General features: G+C 68.4%; 7 protein-coding genes. All 7 read left to right on the top strand.

Annotation, left to right across the window (positions count from 1 at the left end; genetic code table 11):
• The first annotated feature begins 360 nt into the window (after positions 1-360).
• Positions 361-660 (top strand): YerC/YecD family TrpR-related protein, encoded by a 300-nt coding sequence (locus tag RMN84_RS04910; protein ID WP_309611081.1) that lies wholly within the window; start codon positions 361-363, stop codon positions 658-660.
• The gene (gene hisG / locus RMN84_RS04915; RefSeq protein WP_309611082.1) at positions 657-1,544 is read left to right on the top strand and encodes an ATP phosphoribosyltransferase; all 888 of its coding nucleotides are present in this window, start codon (positions 657-659) and stop codon (positions 1,542-1,544) included. Before RMN84_RS04910 ends, hisG begins: the two co-directional genes overlap by 4 nt.
• Positions 1,541-2,836: a histidinol dehydrogenase gene (hisD, locus tag RMN84_RS04920; RefSeq protein ID WP_309611083.1), complete on the top strand. Its 1,296-nt coding sequence runs from the start codon at positions 1,541-1,543 to the stop codon at positions 2,834-2,836. The genes hisG and hisD overlap by 4 nt, the downstream gene beginning before the upstream one ends.
• Positions 2,833-4,482 (top strand): histidinol-phosphate transaminase, encoded by a 1,650-nt coding sequence (gene hisC / locus RMN84_RS04925; protein ID WP_309611084.1) that lies wholly within the window; start codon positions 2,833-2,835, stop codon positions 4,480-4,482. The genes hisD and hisC overlap by 4 nt, the downstream gene beginning before the upstream one ends.
• A complete protein-coding gene (hisH, locus tag RMN84_RS04930) occupies positions 4,479-5,078 on the top strand; it encodes an imidazole glycerol phosphate synthase subunit HisH (protein WP_309611085.1) in 600 nt (199 codons plus the stop codon). Before hisC ends, hisH begins: the two co-directional genes overlap by 4 nt.
• A complete protein-coding gene (locus RMN84_RS04935) occupies positions 5,075-5,812 on the top strand; it encodes a 1-(5-phosphoribosyl)-5-[(5-phosphoribosylamino)methylideneamino] imidazole-4-carboxamide isomerase (RefSeq protein WP_309611086.1) in 738 nt (245 codons plus the stop codon). Before hisH ends, RMN84_RS04935 begins: the two co-directional genes overlap by 4 nt.
• On the top strand, positions 5,799-6,270 hold a 472-nt coding region (hisF, locus tag RMN84_RS04940; RefSeq protein WP_309611087.1), incomplete at its 3' end, for a HisA/HisF-related TIM barrel protein. The genes RMN84_RS04935 and hisF, both read left to right, overlap by 14 nt.

The raw sequence follows: 6,270 nt of genomic DNA on the forward strand, positions 1-6,270 counted from the left end.
GACGACCTCGGTCGGGGCATCGGGCTTCATGACGATAATCATTGGTCTTCCTCGTAGCTGAGGCGAAAAAAAAGGCCCGCGAAACGCGGACCCGAGGACATCGTCAATCGACGAGAATCAACCGCGCGCGCGCCATCGTTGCGAGGAGCGCCACCAGGTCAGGGTCTTGAGCGAGTTGATCGACATGGCGCGCAAATGGCGGTTCACGATCACGCTTGTCAATGGCCTTTTCAGCCTCGTCGTTGGGAACGCAGCGGAGTAATCCAGTTCCACGCCGCTGGATCGTCGCGTCGGCCTCGCCTCGCACCGATAAGAAAAGCTTGCACCTTTCGTATTATTGTTCTATCACGCTGTAACAGAATGACACCCGATCCTCCTTGCCGTCCCACCGAGGGCCTCGCCACCGCGCTCGCTTCCCTGCGATCGGACGACGAGGCGCGCCTGGTCCTCCGCGATCTGTGCACCCCCGCCGAAGTCCGCACGCTGGCCGAGCGCTGGCAGGTCGCGCGCCTGCTCGACGCGGGCCACCTGACCTATCGCGAAATCCACGACGCGACCGGGGTCAGCACGACCACTATCGTTCGCGTCGCGCGCTTCCTCAAGGAGGAGCAGAATGGCGGCTACCGCCTGCTCCTCGACCGTTTGAAAGACCCGTCATGACCACCGACCGCAGCCGCCTGCACATCGCCGTGCAGAAATCGGGCCGCCTGTCCGACCAGAGCAAGGATTTGCTCAAGGGCGCCGGACTCAAGCTCCAAGGCGGCAAGAACGCACTCACCGCCCGCGCTGAAAATTTCCCGCTCGACCTGATGTTCGTGCGCGACGACGATATTCCGACCTTCGTCGGCGACGGCGTGTGCGAACTCGGCATCTGTGGCCAGAACGTGCTCGAGGAAGACGCGCTCGGCCACGACGCGCCGCGCACGGAGACCGTCGCTGCGCTTGGCTTCGGTCGCTGCACGCTCAAGATCGCCGCGCCGGAGAATGTCGCTTACTCGACCGGGTTGCTCGCGGGAGAGCGGATCGCCACCTCCTACCCGCGCATGCTCGGCCGCTTCCTCGCCGAACGCGGAATTGCCGCCGAAATCGTCACTATGAAAGGTGCGGTCGAGCTTGCCCCGCGCCTCGGCATCGCCAAGTTCGTCTGCGACCTCGTTTCGACCGGCGCGACGTTGGAGGCCAATGGGCTGGCGGCGGTCGAGACGGTCTTCGCCAGCGAGGCGGTATTGGTGCGGACCCTCAAGCCCGTTGCGCCCGACCTCGCCGAGCGCGCCACCGCCCTGCTGACCCGAATCAACGGCGTGATCGCGACGCAGGAAAGCAAGTATATCGTCCTCAACGCCCCCAAGGATGCGCTGATCGAAATCGCGCGGATCCTGCCCGGAGCCGATGCCCCGACGGTGGTGCCGCTGTCGGGCCGCCCGGGCTATTATGCGGTGCAGGCGGTGTGCCAGGAATCGGTCTTCTGGGAAACGCTGGAGAAATTGAAGGCGGCGGGCGCTTCGGCCATCCTGGTCATGCCGATCGAAAAGATGATGCTGTGATCGAGCGGTATGAGTGGAGCGAAGCCGCATCGCGCGAGCGGGCGCTGGCCCGGCCGCGTGGGCGCGAGGATGCGACGCTGCTAGCCGGCGTGCGGACGATCGTCGAGAACGTCCGCGACGAGGGCTGGACGGCGCTCGTCCGCCACGCCGAGCTGATCGACGGCGCAACGCCGCAAGCCATCGCCGTGGCACCGTTTGCCGATCAGGCCCGTCGAGACTTTCCGCACGCGACGCTCGACGCATTCGCACTTGCGGTGCGCAATATCGACGCCTTCCACCGCGCGACCCGGCCCGCCGACGTCGAGACCGAGCCGATGCCCGGCCTGCGCGTCGCCAAGCGCTGGACCCCGATCGCCAGCGCCGGTCTTTACGTCCCGGGCGGCGCGGCGCCGTTGTTTTCGACGCTCCTGATGCTCGGGCTCCCGGCGCGAGTCGCGGGGGTTGACCGGTTGGTCGTCGTCACCCCGCCGCGCAAGGGCGGTGGACTCAATCTGGCGATCGCGCTCGCCGCAGAGGCGGTTGGGGTGGAGCAGGTCTGGGCCGTCGGTGGCGCGCAGGCGATTGCCGCGCTGGCGTTCGGTGCCAAATCACCAACGGCCAAATCACTAACGGGAAGTGACATTCCGGCGGTGGCGCGCATTTGCGGGCCGGGCAACGCCTGGGTCGCGGCGGCCAAGGCGCTCGTTTCGTCGCTCCCCGGTGGCCCTGCGATCGATCTTCCCGCCGGACCAAGCGAGTTGATGGTCATCGCCGACGCCAGCGCCGACCCGGCGACCGTCGCCGCCGACCTGCTGAGCCAGGCCGAGCATGACCCGCAGGCGCAAGTCCTGCTGGTAACTCCCGACCCGGCCTTGATTGACGCGGTCGAGCGCGCGGTCGCGGCGCAGATCGCGGCGATCGGCAATCGTATCTTCGCGCCGGTCCGCGCCATCCGCTGCGCCTCGCTCGACGAAGCGGCAACAATCGCCAACACCTATGCCCCCGAGCATTTGTCGCTCGCAACGGATGCGTCGGAACAACTTTTGTTATTATGCAAAAACGCCGGCGCGATCTTCGTTGGGCATAGCGTGGCCGAAAGTTTCGGCGACTATCTCGCCGGGTCGAGCCATGTCCTCCCGACCGACGGCGCGGCGCTCGCAGTCGGCGGCGTGTCGACCCTGACCTTCATGAAGGAAACCAGCGTGCAGCGCGCCTCGCCCGCCGCCGCGCGCGCCCTCGCCGCGCCTGCTGCTGCCCTCGCGCGCCTCGAAGGCCTCGAAGCCCACGCCCGCGCTGCGGAACTTCGCGCATGAGCCTCGCCCAGCGTCTCGCTCGCTCCGAAATCCTCGCTCTTCCCCCGACCGACACGGCGGCGGCGGCGGCTGGCGCGCCGATCGGCGGGTCGATCAAGCTCGACGCCAACGAAAATCCCTTTCTGCCGCTCGCTGCGGGCGCGCACGCCGCTTCGGTCAACCGCTATCCCGAACCGCAACCCGCCGCGCTCCGTCAGCGGCTCGCCGACCTTTACGGCTGCGCGCCCGCGCAACTGTGGGCGACGCGCGGCAGCGACGATGCGATCGACCTCCTCATCCGCGCCTTCTGCCGGCCCGGCGTCGACAGCATCGCCATCGTCGAACCGACCTTCTCCGCTTACGCCCAATTCGCCCGCGTGCAGGGCGCCCACGTCATCTCGGCCCGCCTCACCGAAGACCTCCGCTTCGACGCCGACGCGGTGCTGGCGGCCTGCGCCGACGCCAAGCCCAAACTCCTCTTCCTGTGTACTCCCAATAACCCAACCGGCACCCCGGTCGACCCCGCCGACGTCCGCCGCATCGCCGCCACCCTGCCCGATACGTTGGTCGTTGCCGACGAAGCCTATATCGAGTTCGCCGACACCTCGAGCCTGGTCCCCGAAGTCGGCGGCAACCTCCTCGTCCTGCGCACCTTATCAAAGGCATACGGCTTGGCGGGCGCCCGCGTCGGCTGCCTCATCGCCGATCCCGAGATCATCGAGCTCGTCGCCCGCTGCTCGCCGCCCTACCCGCTGCCGTCGCTGTCGATCGCGGCCACCCTCGACACGCTCGCTCCCGAGCGGATGCCGCTCCATGCCGATCGCATCGCGCGCTTGCGCGCCGACCGCGAGACCCTCGCCGATCAGCTCCGCGCCGTCCCCGAAATCCAGTCGATCCGCACCGGCGGCAACTTCCTCTTCCTCGAAGTCGCCGACCCCGCCGCCCTCGCCCAGCGCCTCGCCCGGGCGGGAATCCGCCTTCGCTTCCGCCCCAACGCCGCGCCCGGCGGGGTGCGCGTCACCGTCGGCACCGAAGCGGAGAATGCCGCCATGCTCGCGGTGTTCGGTCTCACCGAAAGCGCCCGCCCAAGCCGCCGCGCCGAACTCGTCCGCGACACCAAGGAAACCCGCATCGCCGTTGCGATCGACCTCGACCGCGCCGAGCCACGCTCGATCGCCACCGGCATCGGCTTCTACGATCACATGCTCGATCAGGTCGCCGCGCACGGCGGCTTCTCACTCACCCTCGCCTGCTCCGGCGACCTCGAGATCGACCCGCACCACAGCGTCGAGGACATCGCCCTCGCCCTCGGCACCGCGCTGCGCCAGGCGCTCGGCGACAAGCGCGGCATCGGCCGCTTCGGCTTCGCTTTGCCGATGGACGAGGTCCGCGCCGAAGTGCTCATCGACCTCTCCGGCCGCCCGTTCAGCAAATTCGAGGGGACGTTCGACACCCCCGACGTCGGCGGCCTGCCGACGCAGATGGTCCCCCACATTTTCCGCAGCCTGGCCGACTCGATGGCCGCCGCGATCCACGTCAAAGTTGAAGGCGACAACGACCATCACAAGGTCGAAGGCTGCTTCAAGGCGTTCGGCCGCGCGCTGCGCATGGGCCTCGCGATCGAGGGCCGCGGTGATGCCCTGCCCAGCACCAAGGGCGTACTGTGAGCCCAAACCCCTCTGGAAACGTTGCGATCCTCGACCTCGGCTACGGCAACGTCGAATCGATCCGCCTCGGTTTCGCTCGCCTCGGAGCGGAACCGATACTCGTCAAGGATAGGACCTCGGTCGCTAATTCCGAACGCCTCGTCCTCCCCGGCGTCGGCGCGGCGGGTTACGCGATGCAGCGGCTCCACGCCCTCGGCCTGGTCGACGCCATCCGCGCCCGCACCAAGCCGCTGCTCGGCATCTGCCTCGGCATGCAACTGTTCTTCGAAGGATCCGACGAAGCCGACACGCCCTGCCTCGCCCTCGTCCCCGGCCGCGTCCGCGCGATGACCGCCGCCCCCGGCCGCCCCGTCCCGCACATGGGCTGGACGCGGATTGAGGACGCCGCGCTCGGAATTGGCCTGGCCACCAGCGACCACGTCTATTTCGCCCACAGCTTCGCCTGCGACGACGGCCCGGCGACGGCCGCCCGCGTCACCTACGGCGCACCCCTCCCCGCCGCCCTGCGCAGCGGTCACCTTTGGGGCGCGCAATTCCACCCCGAACGCTCCGCCGCCCCCGGCGCGGCCTTCCTAAAGGCGTTCCTGAGCGCATGATCCTCTATCCCGCCATCGACCTCATCGCCGGCCGCTGCGTCCGCCTCGCGCAGGGCGACTTCGCGCGCGAGACCAGCTATGCCGAGGAGCCCGCCGCCGCCCTGACCCGTTTCGCCAGCGAAGGCGCGGCATGGGCGCACATCGTCGATCTCGACGGGGCGAAGGCGAAGGAACCGCGCCAACATAAATTGCTCGCAACGCTGGCCAAGTCGGCGCGATTGAAGCTGCAGGTCGCCGGCGGAGTCCGCTCTCCCGACCATGTCGCGACCCTGCTCGATGCTGGCGTGTCGCGCGTCGTCGTCGGTAGTCTCGCGGTCAACGACCCCCCCGCCTTCACCGCCCTCCTCGACGAGTTCGGCCCAGAAGCCCTCACCCTCGCCCTCGACGTCCGGCTAGGACCTGGAGGCGCCGGCAAGCACGCCATGGTCGCGACCCACGGCTGGACCGAGGGCTCGGGCCAGACGCTCGACCATGTCCTCAACCTCTTCCCGGCCGTCCGCCACCTGCTCGTCACCGACATTAGCCGCGACGGCATGCTGACCGGCCCCAACCTGCCCCTGATCGAGGCGATCGCCGACACCTGGCCGAAAGTCGCGCTGCAGGCATCGGGCGGCGTCGCCAAACTCCACGACCTGCCGCACCTCAAGCAGGCCGGAGCCGCCGGCGTGATCGTCGGCAAGGCGCTGTGGGAAGGCCATTTCACCGTGAAACAGGCGCTTCATGCCAGCCGCTAGGATCATCCCCTGCCTCGACGTCGCCAACGGCCGCGTCGTCAAGGGCGTCAAGTTCCGCGACCATCGCGACGTCGGCGACATCGTCGACCTCGCGCTGCGCTATCGCGACGAGGGCGCCGACGAACTGGTGTTCTACGACATCACCGCCAGCGCCGAGGACCGCGGCGTCGACACTGCCTGGGTCCACCGCGTCGCCGCCGTGATCGACATCCCCTTCTGCGTCGCGGGCGGCATCCGCAGCCGCGACGAGGCCGCCCGCGTGCTCGAACGCGGCGCCGACAAGATTTCGGTCAATTCGCCCGCGCTCGAACGCCCCGACCTCATCGCCGAACTCGCCGACGCCTTCGGCCGCCAGTGCGTCGTCGTCGGCATCGACAGTCTCGTCACAAAAGACGGCAAGTGGATCGTCAAGAAATATACCGGCAAGCCCGAAGCGACGATCGACGCCGGCCGCGAAA

Origin of the sequence: Sphingomonas sp., from assembly GCF_031380695.1 — a bacterium.
Taxonomy (GTDB): Bacteria; Pseudomonadota; Alphaproteobacteria; order Sphingomonadales; family Sphingomonadaceae; genus Sphingomicrobium.